Here is a 17489-nt window from a genome sequence, read left to right as displayed (position 1 = left end):
GAGGGTAGACAGGGCATCGCGCCCGAATTGTCCCACTTGCCCGCCCGCGACGCCCGACGGAGGACATCGTGCACCTACGGCTCATCCCGCTGTCCCAGGTGACGGAGACCGATGCCCAGGCCTGGCGGCGACTCGCCGACCTGGCGGTCGAGCCCAACGTGTACCTGGACCCACGGTTCCTCATCCCCGCTCACGCGCGTCCGGAGTCCGACGGCATGCAGATCGTCGTGGTGGAAGAGGACGGCGAGTGGCTCGCTGCCCTGGCCGTCACCACCAAGCAGGTGGCGAGCGGGGCCCGCATGCGGGCGGCGACCACGGGCGGGGCGTTCATGACGCCGCACTCCGACCGGCACCACCCGCTCGTGCGGCAGGGGGATGTGGTCGCGGCACTCACGGCGCTGCTGCGGGGGATGACCTCCGTGGGCCTGCCCGGGCTGGTCCAGCTCCAGCGGTTCCCCGCCGAGGGCGTCCTCGCGGAGGCGCTCGCGGAGGCCGTGGACCGGACCCCCATGCTCGTCCACGAGCGGCGTCGGGAGGTCACCGCCTTCGCGCGCCGGGCCAGCCTGCCGGTGCCGGCGGACGACGGACCCGCGACGCCCGACCACCTCGACGCGCGCGGCGGCTCCGTGCCGTCCCCGATCGCCCGTCCCGTGCTGGCCACCGACCACATGGCCACGGACGAGCGGAGGCAGACCCGCCGATGCGTGCGCGGGCTGGAGCGTGCCACGGGCGGCCCGTTGGAGCTGCACAACCGGAGCGCGGATCCCACCGTCGACGAGGAGTTCCTCGACCTGCAGGTGTCGGGATGGAAGGGCGACAGCAGCCGTGGCGGTGCTGCCCTGCGGCTGAACCCGCGGAACGAGCGATGGTTCCGTGAGGTCACGTCCCGGTTCCGGCGCGACGGCGACCTGCTCGTCACCCAGCTCGCGGCGGGCGGCCAGACGCTCTGGATCGGCTACGTCCTGCGATCGGGGGGCGCGTGCTTCGGGCTCCTGGACGCGTACGCCCAGGAGCACGCCAGGTACAGCCCGGGGTCGATCGGCCGCACCGCGGAGATGACACAGGTCTTCAGCGCCACCGACGCGCCGTTCTTCGACCCCGCCTTCGACGCGCGGTACGCCACAGCCGCGCGGATCTTCCCCGACCGGCGCACCCAGGTCGACCTGCTCGTCGCCACCAGCGGGCTGACCGCGCGCACCGTGCTGCGTGCGGTGCCCCTGGCCCGACGGTTGCGAGCCAGCGACGTCAGGCGCCACGTCCCCAGCGTCGGCACCGCGCGGACCTGAGAGGGCGGGGACGCCGATCCGCGCGGGAGGTCCTCAGTCCGGGCTCATGCCGCAGGTCAGGTTCACGACCGCCCCCGTCACAGGGTCGGGTCGGCGATGGTGGACGCGAGGCGGGCCGGCGCGGGCAGCGGCGTGTTCGTCGGCGCGGCGCGGAGCCCCTCGATGGTGAGGGCGGCGAAGCGTCGCGCAGCGTCCGCCCGGGTCGCGATCGGCGCCCTGGCCAACCCCCGGCCGGCGAGCAGGATGAGGTCGAAGTCGTCGAGGGCGAAGTCCGCGCGGAGCATGCCCGCCGACTGGGCGCGGCGTGCGAGCACGGACAGCTCGCCCACCAGCTCGCGTCGGTGCTCCACGAAGTCCGCCTCGCCCGGGTGCTCGGCACGGAACGCGTCCGTGAATCCCTGGTTGCGCGCGTTGAGCACGGTGATGCGCTCGATGACAGCGCAGAGCCCCCGCCACGGGTCGGTGTCGGCGGCGCCTTCCGTCACGATCGTCCGGCAGGCGACGAGCTCGCTCCGGAATGCCGCGAGGACCAGGTCCTGCTTCGAGGGGAACCGCCGGTAGAGGGTCGCCGGCCCCACACCGGCGCGGCGCGCGACCTGCCGGATCGTGACGTCGAGACCCGACTCCGCGAACAGCTCGCGCGCGGCCTCCACGATGCGGTCGCGGTTCTCCTGCGCGTCAGAGCGGAGCCGCTGGGGCACTGTCGGGCTCATCTCTCTCACTCTAGCGAAGTGGACGCCCCCGTCCACTAACGTCGCCCCGGGGCGGCGACACGCCGCGCACGGTGACAAGGAGGACGACATGCGCGCAGTGACCATCCGCTCGTTCGGCGACCCGGACGGCATGGAGGTCGTCGACCTGCCCTCTCCCGAACCGGCGGCAGGCGAGGTCCTGATCCGCACCGAGGCGATCGGCGTCGGCGGCTTGGATGCCGTGATCCGTCGCGGTGCGTTCGGCGGCGGCTTCAGCGAAGGCATGGTCCCGGGCAGCGAGATCGCCGGCGTCGTCACCGCCACGGGATCCGACGTCGACCCGTCGTGGGTGAGCCAGCGAGTGTGGGCGTTCACCGGCACCAGCGGCGGATACGCCGACGAAGCCACCGCCCGCGTCGAGGACGTCGTCGCGCTCCCCGGTGCGCTCTCCTCGATCGATGCCGTGACGCTCGGCACCGCAGGCCCCGTCGCGCACTTCGCGCTCGCCCGCGCGCATCTGGCCGAGGGGGAGACCGTCCTCGTGCGAGGGGCAGCCGGAAGCCTCGGCATCGCGGCCGTCGAGCTCGCCACGCGAGCCGGAGCGGCAGCGGTCGCGGTCACGGCCTCCTCACCCGGACGCGGCGATCGCCTCCGCGCCTACGGCGCCACGCACGTGCTCGACCGCACCGGTCACGGCGTCGCACCCCGCGAGTTCGACGTGATCATCGACATCGTCGCGGGACCGTCGATGCCCAGCTTCATCGAGCGGCTCGCTCCCGACGGCCGGATGGTCGTCCTCGGCATCGTCGGTGGATACCCGCCCGCAGACTTCGGCACAGCTCTGCTCAACGGGTTCCAGCGCTCGCTCACCGTCAGCACCTTCAGTCTCGACACGGTGCCCCAGGCCGACCTCCAGCACGTGCGGACCGAGCTGTTCGCTGCCGCATCCCGCGGTGAGCTCCACGCCGTGGTCCACGACGTCCTTGACCTCGCAGAGGCTGCCGACGCGCACCGGCGAATGGACGCTGGGGAGGTGCTCGGGCGGATCGTGCTGACCCCCTGAGGGTCGTTGCCGAGGCAGAGGCATCACGCCGTGGCGAACTGTGGACGCTTCCAGGTGGGCCCCGTGGGGATCGAACCCACAACCCGCGGATTAAAAGTCCGCTGCTCTGCCGATTGAGCTAGAGGCCCGGGTGATGAGTGGATTAACTCGTGGAACCCACCGGAGAACACCCGTGTCGTTCGCCGGGGCGGTGGGGCCGCCCTGGTGCCGACGGGATCCAAGGTACCGCCTCGTCAGTGGGCCGTTCTGCTCGCGCTGGCGCGCTGATGGCCGTGGGTGGCGGGTCGGTGGAACCCTCCGGATAACTGCGGTGTGGTTCGGGCCGGTGTCCGGTGGCGAGTCTCGTCGCGGTGAGGGGTCGGGGCAGCGTGGCGTGAACCCTTCGGGCGACGCCGGTCGGCGCTGACGGGTCGGTGGAACCCTCCGGATAACTGCTGTGTAGTTCTGGCCGGCGTCTCGACCACGCGAGCGTCCCGTCGGCACGAGGAGGCTCGGTGCCGGCGGGACGCTCGGGTGATGGCCGGAGGCGTGTGCCACGGGTCAGAAGCCGTGGTGGTGTTCGGGTGCGGTCGTCGGCGTGACCTGGGGGACCTGCGCCGCTGTGCCGATGAGCTTCAGGAGTCGGTCATCCTGGTTGTCCGCGTATCCGACCGCGCACAGCGCCGATGCGAGTCCGTGGTGGTCGAGGATGCGGCGGATTCCCCAGTGGTACACGCTGCCTGCGGTCAGGTCGGCGCCGGTGATGCCCAGGGTCTTGAGGAACCGGCCCAGGACCCCGTGCATGGAGCAGGCGGCCTGGTCCGATCCGGGGGTGTTCTTGCGGGGCGCGTATGCCAGCAGCGTGGACTCCAGGCGCTGGAGGTGCAGGGCGAACGTGGCCGTGTGGAACGGCTCGAGCGGGATGGCCCGGGCCTGGAACCCGCGGGTGGGGGCCATCGTGAGCAGCGGGGCGTCGAGGTGCAGGTCGCTCGTGCGCAGGGCGGTAGCCTCGGTGGGCGGGAGGCCCGCGTCTGCGGCGACGTAGGCGGCCGCGTTGCGCCGCTCGGTCGGGTTGCCGGTGCGGAGCAGGTGCAGGGCCTGGATGCGGCACAGCAGGATCTCGTCGTCCTCCAGGGGGCGGCGGGGCAGGTTGGTGCGCATCTTCAAGAGCGGCAGATCCCGGTACGCCGCGCTCGGGTCATGCCGGTGGTTGACGTACGCGGCCGCAGCCAGCGCCGCCAGGGTGTTGCGGGCGGCGTGCAGTTTCGCCGAGTCCGCGTCGGAGTGGAACGCGGTCACGCCCTTGACGCCTGCTGCCGTGCTGATCAGGGAGCTGGACTCTGTCAGGAGGTCCCCGACATCGGTCGCGCCCGCGGCGTGCGCGCTCGAGCGGATGATGTCCAGCCACTGTGCGGTCGTGTCGAGGGCGTGGGCGGGGATGATCGAGTATTCGTCGTGCAGGCGCTGCAAGGCGTCCATGGCCTCGTCGATGGTGAGGGCGGCGGCTGCGCCGAGGCGGGTGATCGTGATGGCGGACATGAGCGGTTCCTTCGTTCGTCGTGGGTGACGAACGGGAAGGTCCGATGTTGCGGCGTGCGCGCAATCCCCGCACGCCCGGGGGCGAACGGGGACTACGCGCATCCGCGGTGGGAAGGCTGTCTCAGCCGCGGCGGGTGGCCATCTCCCTGCCATAGGTGATGGCGTTGTTCAGGACGGCTCCCATCAGGAAGTCCAGGCGCTGGCCGCCCAGCGACAGGCTCATGGCGACGCCGGGGTGGCGCAGGCCCGCTTGGAACCACTGGTTGTAGGACTCCGAGTCGTTGCGACGTCCGAAGACCTCGCCGTAGCCCTCGTGGGCGCGAGCGAGCGGACGCAGCTCGGCGAGGGGGTCCACGCGCGGGGTGCGGCCCGTCGTTCTCTTGGGGTGGAACGTGCCCGCGGGGCGCCACGTGAGCTCGTGGGCGAACGCGCCGCGCTCGCACGGGATCTGCCAGGTGGTGCGGCGGTTCCATGTGCCGCGGTCGAGGTGGGCGGTGGCCTCGGTGCAGACCGGCATCGCCGTCTTCACGAGGTGTTCGCGTTCGATGTCTTCCTCTGCGACGTAGAGCGCGCCGTCGTCCACCACCAGGCGGTGGGCGCACCGCTCGCCGTCCACGGTGTGCTCGGCGGTCTCGATCTCGTGGTGCTGGGAGTAGACGATCTCGTAGGAGTTGCTCTTCGACCGTGGGTAGAGGCACAGGCCGACCGGCAGTGGGACGTCCGAGGTGTAGAGCCGGTCGAGGGCTGCGTCTTGCTCGTACCTCACCAGCTCGGGTGTGACGGCCAGGCCCGCCGCCACGAGGGCGCGCTGCGCGCGCTCGGCCGAAGCCTCCAGCGCGGGCCGCCGGCGAAGGGGGTGATCGGCAGAAGGCACATGCGGGTCTGTCGTGCTGGCGGCCGCGATCTTGTTCACGGCCTGGATGCGAAGCGAGCCCATCAGCCAATCGACGATCCACCCGGTGACGACACCGTCATAGATCACGGTGTGCACCCCACCCTGGGCGCGCTCCTGCACCGCCCGCATGAGGTCGACCGCAGTGAGGGTCTCGGCGCCCAGCGCGTGCCCGGTGGCGAGCATGACCCTGCCGGAGCTGGTCCAGGTGTGCATCGAGACGAAGTTGATGCCCCGCAGATCGGCCTTGCCGTCGATCGTCGTGTCGGTGCGCACGCGCTGGATGCGGGCGGTCGACGCGTCCCGCGCCCGGGAGTCGCGGATCACGACCTCCCCGGTGAGGGGGTGGACCCACTCGCTCGCCCCGCTGAACGGGGCGATCACCGTTCCGTCGCCGTAGATCGCGTGCTTCGGGTCGGGCCGCACCCAGTCCGGCGCGGTGGAGACATCGAAATGGCCCATCCACTTCGCCATCTTGACCGACGCGTCGATGAACGCCTGCTCGAGGACGTCGATGCCGCCGTCCTCGGTCACGCGCCGCTGGAAGGAGGTGATCTGGTCCCGCGTGGGAGGTGTGGGCGGCAGCCGCAGGCCTTCGATCCTGGCCATCAACAGCGCGGAGCACTTCTTCCACGCGAACCGGTCGGCGGCGTTCAACTCACGCACGACCGGCTGGACACCACCGACGGCGCGCGCCGCGGCCAGCACGGCGAGCATGCAGATGTCGGGGTGCTGCGCACGGGCTCCGGCGCGCGTGGGTCGATGTGCGGTCAGTGCGTCGGCGAGGTTGCTCAGACCGGGGAAGGAGAAGCACGCGGTCAGCAGGTCGATGGACGCCTGCTTGGGCCTGGACCCCGCGCGGTGGGACGGGTGGACGGCGGCGCGGGCAGGCCCGGCGGTGATGGTCATGGGGAGCTCCGGATGTCGCGACGAGGAGGACGCTCCGCACGGTTCAGCCCCGGGCGCGCGGCGCAGTGGCCGCACGCAGCACTCGTTCTCCCGAGCCGAGCCGCCCGTTCCACCCCGGTCCGCCGGCGCCGCCCGGGTTAGCGTCGAAGCCGGAGGCGACATGGCACACGTCCCAGCGCAGGAGCTCGATCTCGGCCACGCCCTCGAGCTGGTCAGGGGAGCGTGGGAGGCGGACGACGCCTTCTCCCCGCAGACGCGGCTGCGCAGCCTCGAGACCATCACCCGGTTCAGCACCCGCGCCCTGGTCCAGGGCGCCCGGCACGTCGCGGATCTGACACCGGAGGCGTGCCAGGGCTTCGTGCTCGCCCACGGCCAGAGCGGGCGCCCTCCGCAGCTCGCGACCCAGCACGCGCGCCGGACGATCCTGCGGATGTACTTCCGCACCCTGCGTGATCTCGGGGTGATGGTGGGCGACCCGACCCTCGACCTGCGGCTGCCGGCCCGCACCACCGTGGCGGCACGCCCGCTCGCGGAGGACGAGGTGATCTCGTGCAGGTTCGCCGTGCGCCTGGGCCGCGCGGGCTCCACCTCGCTGCAGCGCGCCACCTGCTGGGCGCTCGCCGAGGCGACGGCCGTCACCAGCGAGATCACCCAGGTCCGCATCGCCGATCTCGACGACCAGTGCCAACCCCGCTGGGTGCATCTGCGCGGCTCCAAGCGCGCGGCACCTCGCCTGGGCAGGCTCACCGACTGGGGCGCGCGCATCGTGGCGCGCCAGGTGGAGGACCTCGTCGAGCAGGGCGCCCCGACATCGACTTTGCTGACCTACCGCGGCCGTGCGGTTCCGGGCCAGCACGTCGCCCAGGCCTCGGCGGCCAACGCCATCGCCGAGACGCTGCGGGCGGCCGGCCTCGGCGAGGAGCCCGACGTGCGGCCCGCCTCGGTGCGCAACTGGGCCGGTAGGCGCCTGTACCTCGACGGGATGCCCATCGAGCAGGTCGCGGTCCGGCTCGGCGCGCGGAGCCTGGACGCCGTCGCCGCGGACATCGCACTCGACTGGCACCCCTCATGACCGCCCGGATCGCCGGCCGGATCGGCACCATCGACCGCCTGAGCGCCGTGATGGCCTCGCCCACCTTGATCCGGCTCGGCGCCGAGCTCGCCACCGAGCACCGGGTCGGGCGCCGGCCCGCGCACCCGCCCTACGTCATGCTGCAGTTCGCCGCCTTGGCCCGATTGGCCCGCTCAGGGGTGCGCGTCGAGCTCGACCTGGCCAACCCGGCGACCTGGGACTTCGCCAGGTCGATCACCCTCGAGTCCATCCACGCGCACTCCCTGGACGTCCCAGCGCCCGGCCCATTGCCGCCCACCTGGGAGCAGTGGCGGTGGTTCCGCGACCAGCGGCTGGCCACCGACGAGGGCCTGGGCGTCCTGGCGCGGACCTTCCCGCAGCTCGCCGTCGACCTCGCGCGGCGGATCGGCCAGCTCGACCCGCACGGCGCCGGCTCGCTCACCCACCCCGACGCCACCCGCACCGTCTACGGAGACGGCACCATCGTGCGGCCCATCTACCACCCGCCCCGCGCGGTGCGGGTGCACGACGACGACGGCGCGATCATGCCCATGTACCCCGACCCCAGGACCGGTGAGCTCGCGCTCAAGCCGCCGGGCAGGTTCGACCCCGACCTGGCCGAGCACCACGGCCACCTTGGCCCGGTCCTCGGGCACGGGTACGTCGCCTTCCACACCCGCGGCCCCTCCCCGAACCAGCGGGTCGTCCTAGGTGTCGACCACATCGACGCACCCGGCCACGAGGCGGCGTGCGCGCTGCGGCTGCTGGCGGACATCGCCCGGCACGCAGGCAGCGGCATCCAGCTCGTGGTCTACGACGGCGCCTTCCGCGGCGTGCACATCGACCACGTCATGCGCCGCCACGGCTACCTGGTGATCAGCAAGATGCCCACTCACGAGGACGACGACGGCGCCGTCCAGGCCGTGCGGACGAGCGAGGGCCGGATGGCCAAGAGCTACCCGCTGGGCATCGCCACCCACGACACCCCGGACGGGCCGTGCGGCCACCCGTTGGCGGCGATCGGCGGGCGTGTCGTGCAGCTCGACCTCGACGACACCGGCGACCCGGTCGTCGTCGCCATCCCACGGCGCGGACCGGTCAAGCGCTCACGCCGCACCAACGGCCAGTTCCACTTCAACCTCGGCTACGACGTGAGCTGCCCTCGCGGGGAGTTCACCGTGTGGGTCGCCCCCCACGGGAACGCGGACAGCGCCGCGCGCCCGGAGAACCTGCGCGCCATCCCCGACGACGACCCCGACTCCCTTCGCCTGCGTGGCCTGCGCTCGGACGCCGAGTCCTTCCACGCCAGCCTCAAACGCACCCTGCTCACCGAGCGGGCGATGAGCCTGGGGTGGCGGCGTGGGCTGCTCGACACCTATGCCTACGCGCTGCTGAACAACGCCCTCACGGAGATGGTCGCCGAGGGAGCGCAGACGCGCGGCGCCTGGCGCACCGCCGCGGCGCGCAGGTGACCACGGCCAACCCAACTCCAGCTCAGTCCGGGGAGCCCTTCGCCGCCGCGCCGTGCTGTATCACCTCCTATCGGGAGGCGCGGTGGGCAAGGGGCCGAGCAAGTGCGCGTGGTGGGTCCGCTCGCTGCTGCGCCGTGCGGTATCACCTCCATTCGAGAGGCACGGCAGCGATGGGACGCCTCCGTGAGGCCTCTGTGTGTCCTGTGCTGTTGTCAAGGTGCGGCAGCCCACGTCCGGAGCCGGTCGACGCACGGCACCGTCCCGGGAGCTTTGGCTCGCGCAGTAGTCCCACGGCCGGGTGCTGAACGACCCGCGGCGGCGCCGACGGGGGCTGTGTTCCATGCCGGTCTGCCGCCCACGGCGTTCCCGCGCTGCCAGGCCGCGACCGTCGGCGTCACGCTGGCGGCATGGACAGTGACGGGGTCTCGCCTCTCACGACGCCGGACGTGCTCGACCTGGCGACCGCATCTGGCGTGTGGGCTATCCGCTCCGAGTCAACGGCGGTCTACTACCTCGACCTCCCCGGACTGGTGATGCGCGCACGCGGCCCCAGTTCGCAGAGTTTCCCTTTCGACGACGAATGGGTCCGACTCGTTGAGGTCATCTCTTTCGATCCCATGACCGGTGAATCGGCCGCGAACCAGATCCGCACGGGGTGGCGTCCCCGATACCTGACCGACCCCCGCGGCGGCGCGCATGACTACGAGTGGCGGCTGCAACGGACCGTGACGACCATCGAGCAGGTGGCACCCGACGCGGCACGAACGCTCCGAGGCTTGCACAGGCCCCGAGACGATGACTGACCCGGTGAGCGACGCGCGTCTGTGATCAAGCTCCCGGAGCTGAACCCGGTTGGCGCTCTCCACCGCGCCTGTCCGGGTACGGAGTCTAAAGACTCTAAAGAACACAAAAAGGGGCCGACCTCAGGCAGTCAGCCCGCAGGCTGACGCAGGTTGCCGCCGCGCCGCGCTAGATCCAGCGCCCGCCCTGATCAGCGAGCGTCGTGGGGCTACTCGCGCCAGTCCGGGACGCCCGACGCCCGATGCTCCCAGCGCCCGCCGTGCGGTGGAGGGCCGTCTGGTGGCTGCATGTCTGCGTAGAACCAGCGCTCGGACGGATCGGACTGCGCTCCGATCCCGAGCACCAGTCCGCTCGGCGTGCGTCGCCACGCGTGCCAGTGCCGGCGGTCTTCAGCGACGGTCATTTGGACTCCGTGGTCCTCAGGCAGGCCCTTCCGTGTGAAGTCCCCGAGTACGTCGATCAGGTCCGCCCGATAGTGACCGCGGTTGCGGTGGTGGCCCATGTGGCACATGGCGAGCCAGTCCAGGGCTTCGCGAGTCTCCTTTATCTCGCGCTGGTCGAGTTGCCGCCCGTTCGCGTCGACGCCCTTGACGCCTGCGAGCCGGCGCAGACGCTGCGCTGTGAGCACTGGCTGGGCGCGTCGACGACCTCGCCGCATGCGGTAGACACGCACTGCCTCCAGCGTCTCGCGCCAGGTCTCGGTGCGGGCGATTGTCTGCAGGTGGTCGTGGTCGTTCGACAGGTCGTGAGCGGTTCGTAGGTCCAGACCCAGGGCCGCCACGGTCGCGACGCGGGTTTTCAGGGGTGCGGGGATTCCGAAGAGTGGCTTGCGCAGCCGTCGGAGCAGTTCGTCGTACGAGAGGCAAAGCGCCAGGACCCAGATGAACGGCAGGACTCCGAGCGGGAGCCAGATCGACAGTGCGAGTCCGAGGAGGACCTGGCGAGTGTCGAGCGCCTGCCAGTTCGCGGTGAGCTCGCGGACGGTCAGGACGAGCAGCGCGACGCCCACGAGCGCATTGAGGCGAGTGACCAGGAGTCGCCATGCCGACGTGTAGCGCTCGGCTACGGCGGTGAGCATGGCAAGAAGGACGAGACCGGCCTGGAGTGCCAGCTCAGCGAGGTAGTTGAAGGTGTACAGATTCATCGCGTACTGGAGGAAGATCGCCGCCCCGACCGCTTGCCTTGCCATGATGAGGAAGTATCGGTCGGTCTTCGCGGCATTCAGTGCGGCGAAGACCGCCCCGAGGGCTGATGCTACGAACCAGACGACAGTGTCCTTTGCCAGTCCCGAGTTCCAGAGCCCGATGCGTGAGGCGCCCGCGACGAGAAGGGTCACCCAGGCGGTGAGCGCCAGGAGCGGGACGACGACGGCCCAGACCCAGCGTCGCTCCACGCTCTCGCGGAGCGTCTTGCGTGCACTTGGGTTGGTGAGCACCACGGCGGCGAACGAGACGAGCAGGGTGACGATCGCCCACTCGCGCGAGTTCAGCACCCCCGACGCCGATCAGGACGCGGGCTCGGAGAAGGATGCCAGCAACTCAGCGCCCACAGGACACGTGCGTGCCGACAAGACGCCCTCACCGGTCATCATCGTCCGCAGCGCGATGGACAGAGGTCTTGTCGCTCAAGGTCCTCGACCACTCGGTCGAGCAGGATCGCGTCTCGGGGGAGGTCCGGGTAGGCGCGTTCGACGGCCGCGTGCTGGCTGCTCGTGTACAACCGTGGTGGCTCGACTCCGGCGTGGTCTTCTCAGCCCAGCGCGCGATGCGAGCGGTCCTGCCTCTCGCCACGGCGTTGAGTACCTCCGCCGCTGGCGTCTCTGACATGCGAGCAGAGAATCACGCCCCGCCCACACAGCAGCGGCCGTCGGAGGCACAAGTGTGACGATCGCGTGGAGCTGAGGCACGTTCGTCACCAGTTGAGCGCGAACGATGAGGGTGAGAGTGGGGGCTGATTGCGAGGCTGCCCCCAGTGAGGACAAGGCCCCAAACGACCTCCCCCGCCCCGACCGCCAATAGGGCCCCCGTTGCGAAGAGACACCCAACCGCCCCAAACCACGAGGGACCAGGAGCGGGCAGGCCACGCGAGCCGGAGGTGATGCCTCGTTCCGCGACTGCCCGCCGGAGTCGTTGGCCTGCTCGCGTCGGCTTCGGCATCGGGGCAAGACCCGTCGCTCCTTGGCCAGTGCTAGTCGGCGACTCTCGTGTCGCCGGCGACGACGAGGAAGTCGACGACGCGCTGCCAACTGGCGATGTCCGTTTCCATCGTGAGGTCGGGGCGGCGCGCATGGAGCCACTCGGGAAGCGTGACCGTATCTGCGCATTCGGGCCCGGCGGCGCTCACGGCGGCTTCGATCCAAGGGAGGCCCTGCTGGACCTGGACACGGACGGTGAGCTCGCTGACCGCGATGACGAGGTGGTCGAGACTCATGTGCTGCGGCTCGCGCCGCCAGAGCGGGCGGTCGCGCTCAACGCGCCGCCGGCAGGAGCGGTACTGCTCGAGCCGGAGCGGGAGTGTGCGGTCACGGGCGAGAGCACGCACCAAGACGCGATCGGGACGCGGCTCGGGCCGGCATGGCGACGCTGCACGCGGCGCAGATCGAGTTGGGGGGATCCGCCGGGGCCGAGACGCTCGAGGTGCGGATCGACAGCCGACGGGACGGCGTGCTGACGGCCGCACAGGGCGCGCGATACGCGCCGCTGATGTCGCGCGGCCAGGTCGTGGCGTGTGAGGCGGAGATCTTCCAGGGACGGACCGTGGTCGAGTTGCGCCTCTTCCTGCCGAAGGTGGGCCGAGATAGCGAACATCGCACCCGGGGCGTCCACTCCACGTACTCCCGCGAGACCTGGACTGCATCGAGCCACGGCGGTCGCTACCGCGGGGCGCGAGCCGGGGAGGGCCGCGCCGCAAACGGCCCCACGCGCCACCGCATCGGTGGACCGATGACCGCGTTGTCGACGGGACAGCGGAAGCAGTCGAAGTCGAAGACAGCGTCGACGTCGTGCTCACGGCACCGTCGGACGTTCCGCTGCAGCGGCCTACGAGCAGCCAGGGTGGTACCGGTCGTCGAGGCATTCTTCGAGGTGATCGTTGACATGTTGAGGAGATCCCTTCTCGTGGCGACGTGCGTACACATCCACCATCGAGCGCGCGTCGCTGTTGGGACATACGGTCGATGTCACACGATCTCGTCCGCGTCCGGCTGCCCGTGCCAGTACGCCGTCATCGCCGCGTGCTGCATCGACCCTTCGAGTAGCCGTGTGCGCATCGCCGAGACCGCCCCGACGAGCCACTTCACCTGCTCGACAGGTGCGCCTCGCTCGAGGAGTGCCCCGACGGACCCAACCTCCCAGCGATAAGCCGCGCGGAAGGGTCCGCCGCGTACCCCCTGCTGGCGGGCGACTGCGACGAACCGATCCGGGTCGTCGCGGTACCTGTGTAGCTCCGCCTCGAGCTTGATCTCGTCGCGGGGGTGGTGGCGAGGCGCTTCCTTGACCGCGCGATGACGATTGACCGCGGCCTCGCGGATCAACCGGTCGCGGGTCTCCGGCGAAATGAATCCCCAGTCGCACGCGAGCTCGGCCGGCACCCATGGATCACCGATGTGCTCCTCGGTGAGCAGCACCAGCTCAACGATGCTCGCAGTCTCCAACGCACCTGCGGCCTCAAGTACCGCGCCGAAGCCTGGAACCAGAGTTCCGTCAGCGGCACATGGCCATAGGGCCGACCATGACCCAGCGCGCACCTGCAGGACACGTCGGGCATCGATGTCGCGCTGACGCGACGGCGCCAAGGGCTGATGGCGCCCGAGGCTAATGGCGAACCAGCCCGGCACCGACGCCACCGTCCACTGCGGCTGCAGCGTGCGGAACTCACCAATGGCACCGTCGTGGACTACCCACCGTGCCAGGTGGGTCATCGTCAGCTTGCGTTCCGCGCGCCAAACCGCTGCGCCACCACGACCCTCGTATCGCAAACGACCCGCGGCCGGGCAGTCCCGCAGGAGAGTCGAGTCCTCCCATTCTGTGCGAGCGAACTCGTGCAGCAGTGCGGCGAAGTCGTCGCGCTGCGCCTCGAGCATGCGCAGCTTCGCGGCACCGTCATCACCGGCGAACAACTTGCGCGCGATGTGCAAAGCCACCTCGAACCGCATCGGCGCGTGCCACGCGACATCCTCATCCTGAAGGATCAAGGCCACGTCTGACGACGGCGCTGTCAGCACCACCCGCTGCTCCGCTCTGGACAAGGTCGCCGCAACCGTCAGACGCCACAGCCCTAACGCAGCAGCCTGCGAGATCACGGACGGAAGGTCTTCGAGTCCGACGTCGATGAACGGTCGCACCGAAACGATTGCCACGTTCAACGCATCGGTCAACGGACGGGCCGAGTAGTCCCTCGGGCCACGCCGCACCGGCTGACCCGGGAGCCGCAGGGCGAACGACATCGCGAGCGCCACCGTCTCCGCGCTCGCACGGAACGCCACGCGAACCCGATCGTCCTTTTCAGTGCGAGCCACCGGTCGAGGCGGGTACCGAAGGACCGTCGAGATGTGCGTCAGTCGCTCGTCCTCGCTGCGTACCGACTGCGCGGCGACGTACTCCTCCAGCAAGCCTCGAACCGCGGCGTCACGGCTCACACCGCGGTCGATCTTGATCGCCTCGAGCGCCGCAACTGCGGGCGGTGAGAGCCGGACGCTCGTCTGCATCCACCCAGTCGCCACATCGACCTACAAGGCGTCGAGTAGCGCACCGGCAACGAGAGCAGTCGCACGCGCCACCACGCGAGCCTCCGCCGGCGACAACGGCTGAGTCTTGCGAGGACCCGACGGGTGCCCGTGACCAGTCCCCACATCGTTGCGCAGCTGATTGACCCGCGTTGCCAAGAGGAACAGGCATTGCTGCACTGCCTTGTGTGGATCCGGGTCGAGCTCCACACGCCCAGGCACCGCGTACCCCACTGTCGTGAACGCACTCGCCAACGTCACCGGGAAGTTCCCCTCACGCCCACCCACCGGATACGAGCCCGTCATCTGCTCGAGCACGTGACGCGCGACCGCCTCATCGAGTTCCTTGCCGGTGCCGACCTGCAACGGAGGATCATCCGGATTCAGGTTCAAGCGGTCGACATACGACCGGAGCGCCGCAGTTAGCTCCGTTCCCGTCAGGTTGTCGATCACCTTGGGCCGCAGCGCACCCGTGCCGTCGACTGTGAAGCCCAACGCGTCGTACGCGTCGCGAAGGCGTCCAACCTTGACCGCCCCTGCGAACGACGCTGACGACTCTGACAAGCACCCGTCAGCGCGCAGCAAAGCAACCAGGTGCGCGCCGAGTGCCAAGCCGGCCTTCGGTGCGTGGTCTGTGGCGTGCACGAACACGTGCCGCACCCGCTTCGCCTTGCCTAACGGTGGGCCGCCCGGCGTGCGACCGCTCGGCGCCGGATCGCCAGCGCTCAGTCCCGCGCGCGAGAAGGCCTGGTCGAGCTGATCGTGGGACGGTCCGGCGCCATCCTCGAAGAAATCGCCGATCACAGCACCGAGCCCGATGAGATCCATGAGGCCCCACGCCCTTTCGCAGATCCGACACAGCCGCCGCTCTCGGGCGTGATCTCATAGTCTCTCGCGATCGGCACCGCGAAGGTCCGTTCTGAGCGTCGCAATCCGCGGCCTGGGCGAGAGCGAGGGCGGCGTTGCATCGACGCTGACCTAACCCCGCCAAGACTCGCTCGAGCGGGAAGGCTGCTCAGCGGCCGAAGTTGCGTCGAGCGGTCCTACGTTGCGCGACGATGTACCCCGCGCCCCGGCCGGCCAACCGACCTGCCGGCGAGCGGGTCGGCGGGGCCGCCCTTGGCGCGATCTGCGCCCCTGGCTGGAGACGAACGATGACGGAACTGGACAAGCTCGCTGACTGGTTCGAAGAGGACGCCTGGCCGACGATCTCGTGTCCTGTGTGTCTGAGAGGAGACCTCGCCCCAGTGTCCGTCCTGCCGATCGATACGGGCATCTCGCAGCGGCTGCGCGCGCATGAGGCGTTCGAGCCCGAGTGGATCGCCGGCTTCTTTACTGCGCACCTGAAGTGCCAGCGCGGGGGCTGCGACGAGACGGCGGTCGCGCTTGGGGACATGAAGGTCGACTACAGCAATCATCCGGACGATACGTGGGATGGTCAGTACGCGACGTTCCTCCAGTTGCGTCACGTCCTGCCTGCCCCGCCCCTCGTCGAAGTCGTCGAAGCCTGCCCTGAGCCGGTTCGAGACCGGCTCAACGAGGCCGCTCTTGTGATCTGGTCCGATGCGAATGCAGCGGCGAACCGACTGCGACTGGCGGTCGAAGAGGTCCTCGACGATCAGTCGATCGACCGGGTGGCGCACAACGGGCACCAACTGAAGACCCATGCCCGGATCGAGCGATTCCGGAGCAAGAATGCGCGCGTCGCGGACGCGCTCGAGGCCGTCAAATGGATTGGCAATCAGGGTAGCCACGAAGACTCGCTTACTCGCGCCGATGTCGTGGCGGGCGCTCAGATCCTTGCCCACGCGCTGGAGTTGCTCTATGACACGAAGCAGGAGGAGCTCAGACGGCGTGTGGAGGTCATCAACACGGCGAAGCGCGTTCCGCGGCCGGACGCACGGCCTTGAACGTGGGCGGAAGTCTGCGGGGAGATGGTGGAAGCGTGGGCCGGAACCCGGACCGGCGCTGGGGCAAACCATCCCCCTGCGGTGGCACGGCGCAGGACGAGGACCCGACACCGTGGTGATGGCGGGCCGTCGACCTGGGTAGTCGATCGGCCGCAGCTCGTGGTCCCATCGCGGCGGCTCGTGGATCGCCGAGATGGGCCGTGCGGGCGGCAGGTGCGACGCCTCGACTGCGTGGGTGCCGGTGCGGGTCAGGCTTCACACTGCCGAGGTCGAGCGCGGCACCTCCGTAGGCGCGGTGACCTTCGAGGTACGGATCGACGGTCGACGGGTGGGCGCGCTCACCGCCGCGCAGGGGCGCGCGGCATGCGTCGTTCTTGTCGCGGGCCGACGCCGTGGCCTGTAAGGCGGAGGTCTTTCAGGGGCGGACCGCGGTTGAGGCGCGCATCTTCCTGCCTAAGCCGGGCCAACCCTGAGGATCGCGCCCTACTTAGGACGCCGCGTACGTGAGGCGTCGATGATGCTTGCAATCTCTGGCAAACCGACTTCGCCCCTGTCCCTACCAGCGCGTTTCTCGGATCCAGTGGGCAGGCACGAGTCTGCGTACCTCGCCGGACTCATCGGCGCGCCAGTTGTCGACGATTGAGCGTTGGAACCGCGGGGCATCGAGGTTCGCATGATCGACAACGATGATCTGGAAGCGACCCCTGCTGGCATCGGCACCGAGTAGTTCAGAGCTCGCCCGAGACGGGTGCGCTGGCCTCGATCGATCCGCACGTGCCACCCTCCTCAGCAGGAACGCTCGCGCGGTCGATCGTCCAGCCCCCGCGCAGTTCAAACCCGGCGGCGCGGAGCATCGCCTCGCTCAGGCCCATGACCCGCGCTTCGAAGAAGATCCACTGACAGCGAGGCGGCTGCCTCGAGCGATGCGAGCCGCGACCCGTCCACGGACCATGCCGCGTGACGGGCCGCACGGTCGATCGACTCGATAACCAGCTCGGCGAACGTGGGCCAGTCATCCACGAGGTCGACTCGCACAGTGGCGCGGTGCTTCGCCATGTGTCCTCCTCAACCCATCGGCCGTCCGTGGAACCGTTGCATCAGCCGGCACTTCAGTCGATCGGCTTTGGCGTGGCTGTGGCACGGCCGTGGCG

At 70.1% G+C, this 17489-nt stretch carries 14 protein-coding genes and 1 tRNA gene; 6 read left to right on the top strand and 9 right to left on the bottom strand.

Annotation, left to right across the window (positions count from 1 at the left end):
- Window positions 1–98 precede the first annotated feature (98 nt).
- On the top strand, window positions 99–1286 hold the full coding sequence (locus ACGIF2_RS15770) for a GNAT family N-acetyltransferase (protein WP_396046945.1): 1188 nt from the start codon (window positions 99–101) through the stop codon (window positions 1284–1286).
- 77 nt (window positions 1287–1363) lie between these two features.
- Here the strand turns inward: ACGIF2_RS15770 and ACGIF2_RS15765 are convergent, their stop codons facing one another.
- Window positions 1364–1999 (bottom strand): TetR/AcrR family transcriptional regulator, encoded by a 636-nt coding sequence (locus ACGIF2_RS15765; protein WP_396046947.1) that lies wholly within the window; start codon window positions 1997–1999, stop codon window positions 1364–1366.
- Between the two features lie 88 nt (window positions 2000–2087).
- Between ACGIF2_RS15765 and ACGIF2_RS15760 the strand changes: the two genes are divergently transcribed.
- Entirely contained in the window at window positions 2088–3041 is a 954-nt protein-coding gene (locus ACGIF2_RS15760) for a zinc-binding dehydrogenase (RefSeq protein WP_396046949.1), read from the top strand.
- A gap of 55 nt (window positions 3042–3096) precedes the next feature.
- Here ACGIF2_RS15760 and ACGIF2_RS15755 read toward each other — a convergent pair.
- From ACGIF2_RS15755 to ACGIF2_RS15745, 3 genes are all read right to left on the bottom strand, one after another.
- A tRNA-Lys gene (locus ACGIF2_RS15755) sits at window positions 3097–3169 on the bottom strand.
- A 412-nt stretch (window positions 3170–3581) separates the two neighbouring features.
- A complete protein-coding gene (locus ACGIF2_RS15750; protein WP_396046951.1) occupies window positions 3582–4559 on the bottom strand; it encodes a hypothetical protein in 978 nt (325 codons plus the stop codon).
- Window positions 4560–4680: 121 nt separating this feature from the next.
- Window positions 4681–6360: a hypothetical protein gene (locus ACGIF2_RS15745; RefSeq protein WP_396046953.1), complete on the bottom strand. Its 1680-nt coding sequence runs from the start codon at window positions 6358–6360 to the stop codon at window positions 4681–4683.
- Window positions 6361–6520: 160 nt separating this feature from the next.
- Between ACGIF2_RS15745 and ACGIF2_RS15740 the strand changes: the two genes are divergently transcribed.
- The 3 genes from ACGIF2_RS15740 (at window position 6521) to ACGIF2_RS15730 (ending at window position 9707) form a co-directional block, all read left to right on the top strand.
- A complete protein-coding gene (locus tag ACGIF2_RS15740) occupies window positions 6521–7432 on the top strand; it encodes a hypothetical protein (RefSeq protein ID WP_396046954.1) in 912 nt (303 codons plus the stop codon).
- Window positions 7429–8904 (top strand): hypothetical protein, encoded by a 1476-nt coding sequence (locus ACGIF2_RS15735; RefSeq protein WP_396046956.1) that lies wholly within the window; start codon window positions 7429–7431, stop codon window positions 8902–8904. Before ACGIF2_RS15740 ends, ACGIF2_RS15735 begins: the two co-directional genes overlap by 4 nt.
- A 407-nt stretch (window positions 8905–9311) precedes the next feature.
- Complete coding sequence (locus ACGIF2_RS15730) at window positions 9312–9707, top strand: hypothetical protein (protein WP_396046958.1); 396 nt, start codon at window positions 9312–9314, stop codon at window positions 9705–9707.
- A gap of 206 nt (window positions 9708–9913) precedes the next feature.
- Here the strand turns inward: ACGIF2_RS15730 and ACGIF2_RS15725 are convergent, their stop codons facing one another.
- The 4 genes from ACGIF2_RS15725 to ACGIF2_RS15710 all read right to left on the bottom strand — a co-directional run bounded on the left by ACGIF2_RS15725 (window position 9914) and on the right by ACGIF2_RS15710 (window position 15256).
- The gene (locus ACGIF2_RS15725) at window positions 9914–11197 is read right to left on the bottom strand and encodes a hypothetical protein (RefSeq protein WP_396046961.1); all 1284 of its coding nucleotides are present in this window, start codon (window positions 11195–11197) and stop codon (window positions 9914–9916) included.
- A 695-nt stretch (window positions 11198–11892) separates the two neighbouring features.
- Entirely contained in the window at window positions 11893–12135 is a 243-nt protein-coding gene (locus tag ACGIF2_RS15720) for a hypothetical protein (RefSeq protein ID WP_396046963.1), read from the bottom strand.
- A 748-nt stretch (window positions 12136–12883) separates the two neighbouring features.
- On the bottom strand, window positions 12884–14410 hold the full coding sequence (locus ACGIF2_RS15715) for a ribbon-helix-helix protein, CopG family (protein WP_396046965.1): 1527 nt from the start codon (window positions 14408–14410) through the stop codon (window positions 12884–12886).
- A gap of 21 nt (window positions 14411–14431) precedes the next feature.
- The gene (locus tag ACGIF2_RS15710) at window positions 14432–15256 is read right to left on the bottom strand and encodes an abortive infection family protein (RefSeq protein WP_396046967.1); all 825 of its coding nucleotides are present in this window, start codon (window positions 15254–15256) and stop codon (window positions 14432–14434) included.
- A 326-nt stretch (window positions 15257–15582) separates the two neighbouring features.
- Between ACGIF2_RS15710 and ACGIF2_RS15705 the strand changes: the two genes are divergently transcribed.
- On the top strand, window positions 15583–16338 hold the full coding sequence (locus ACGIF2_RS15705) for a DUF4145 domain-containing protein (RefSeq protein WP_396046969.1): 756 nt from the start codon (window positions 15583–15585) through the stop codon (window positions 16336–16338).
- Between the two features lie 728 nt (window positions 16339–17066).
- Here ACGIF2_RS15705 and ACGIF2_RS15700 read toward each other — a convergent pair.
- The gene (locus tag ACGIF2_RS15700) at window positions 17067–17210 is read right to left on the bottom strand and encodes a hypothetical protein (protein WP_396046971.1); all 144 of its coding nucleotides are present in this window, start codon (window positions 17208–17210) and stop codon (window positions 17067–17069) included.
- Window positions 17211–17489 lie beyond the last annotated feature (279 nt).

Source organism: Cellulomonas sp. P22 (assembly GCF_044392165.1).
This window is presented reverse-complemented; position numbering and strand designations above follow the sequence as displayed.